At 36.1% G+C, this 1771-nt stretch carries 3 protein-coding genes; all 3 read right to left on the reverse strand.

The genetic code is table 11. The features are described from left to right. Nucleotides 1-220: 220 nt before the first annotated feature. Complete coding sequence (gene hisIE / locus ACGHIN_RS17200) at nucleotides 221-808, reverse strand: bifunctional phosphoribosyl-AMP cyclohydrolase/phosphoribosyl-ATP diphosphatase HisIE (RefSeq protein ID WP_390456443.1); 588 nt, start codon at nucleotides 806-808, stop codon at nucleotides 221-223. Next, the gene (hisF, locus tag ACGHIN_RS17205) at nucleotides 805-1557 is read right to left on the reverse strand and encodes an imidazole glycerol phosphate synthase subunit HisF (RefSeq protein ID WP_390456446.1); all 753 of its coding nucleotides are present in this window, start codon (nucleotides 1555-1557) and stop codon (nucleotides 805-807) included. Before hisF ends, hisIE begins: the two co-directional genes overlap by 4 nt. Then, nucleotides 1550-1771: HisA/HisF-related TIM barrel protein (locus ACGHIN_RS17210; RefSeq protein WP_390456449.1), on the reverse strand; the 222-nt coding region annotated here is incomplete at its 5' end. The genes hisF and ACGHIN_RS17210, both read right to left, overlap by 8 nt.

The raw sequence follows: 1771 nt of genomic DNA on the forward strand, positions 1-1771 counted from the left end.
AATAAAATCTTACAAATTTAACAAATTTTAGCACGTATTAAAATTTCATTAATTAGATTTAATATGAAGTTTATCACGCATTAGTGTTTTTCTTTTTTCATTCTGCATGCAAAGCTATTTCAGCAAAGCGACAAACTATATCGTCTTATATTTAAGATGCAATTTTATAGATTGGTTACAAAATATTTCCTTTACAAGCTTATTAAAGGGTTGGGTTTTATTATTGATTTCTCTTTTCCAAAACGCTTTCAATATCCTTAACTGCAATTCCCTTAGCCTTCAATAAAATCAAAAAGTGATACAACAAATCCGCCGCTTCATTTTTTAAGAGATCATCATTGTTATCTTTGGCTTCAATCACCAGTTCTACCGCTTCCTCGCCTACTTTTTGAGCCATTTTATTAATTCCTCTCTGATATAATGAATAGGTATAAGAATTCTCCACTTTTCCATCAATCCTGGATGATATTTTATCCTCCAGTTCATATAAAAACCCTTTGGAATCTTTCTCTCCGAAACAGCTGAAATTTCCGGTATGGCACACTACATTTTTAGGAACTGCTTTAATGAGAATGGTATCCTGATCGCAATCTATATCTATACTTTTTACGGCAAGAAAATTTCCTGATTCTTCACCCTTTGTCCAGAGCCTGTTTTTGGAACGGCTAAAAAAAGTTACAATATTTTCCTTTTTTGTTTTTTCAAAGGCTTCTTCATTCATGTAACCCAACATCAATACCTGAAGCGTTCTATTATCTTGGATAATTACCGGAACAAGCCCTCCTGATTTTTCAAAATTTATGGTCATCGTACGGGTATATTTTTTGTTTTTAATTTATTTTTTAATTCACTGATCTTAATTTCACCAAAGTGAAAAACACTTGCAGCCAGAGCTCCTGTAGCTTTTGTCTGTTGAAATACTTCTTCAAAATCATTGATACTTCCTGCACCTCCGGAAGCAATCACAGGAATATGGATGCTTTCTGAAACCAAATTGGTAATTCTGGTGTCAAATCCATTCTTGGTTCCGTCTCCATCCATGGATGTCAGCAGAATTTCTCCCGCTCCCAGAAGTTCTGCCTTCCTGGCCCATTCTACCGTCGTAAGCTCAGTAATTTCCCGCCCTCCCTTAATATGCACCCGGTCTTCCTCACCAACATGCTTCGTATCAATAGCCACTACTATACATTGGCTTCCAAATTCATGGGCCAGATGGGAAATCAATTGCGGATTTTTCACAGCAGAAGAATTGATGCTTACTTTATCGGCTCCGGCTTCCAGAAGCTTTCTTACATCTTCAACCGATGCAATGCCACCTCCTACCGTAAACGGAATGCTCAGTTGAAAAGCAATTTTTTTAACGAGCTCGGCAAATGTTTTTCTTTCTTCAATGGTGGCTGTAATGTCAAGAAAAACCAATTCATCAGCCCCTTCTTTCTCATATTTTTTAGCTAATTCAATGGGGTCTCCTGCATTTTTAAGCCCTTGAAAATTAATTCCTTTTACCGTTGTTCCGTCTTTGATATCCAAACAAGGAATGATTCTTTTTTTAAGCATTTTCCATAAAATTTTGAAGTTGTTGTAATGAGATGTTCCCTTCGTAAATAGCTTTTCCGATAATGGTTCCGGAACAGCTTATTTCTTTCATTTTTAGAATATCATCCATACATGAAATTCCTCCGCTTGCAACCAGCTGGATATCGGTTTTAGGAATAATTTCTTGATATAAATCGGTTGACGGACCTTCCAACATTCCATCTCTCGCAATATC

The organism is Chryseobacterium barbadense (assembly GCF_042849955.1).
Taxonomy (GTDB): domain Bacteria; phylum Bacteroidota; class Bacteroidia; order Flavobacteriales; family Weeksellaceae; genus Chryseobacterium.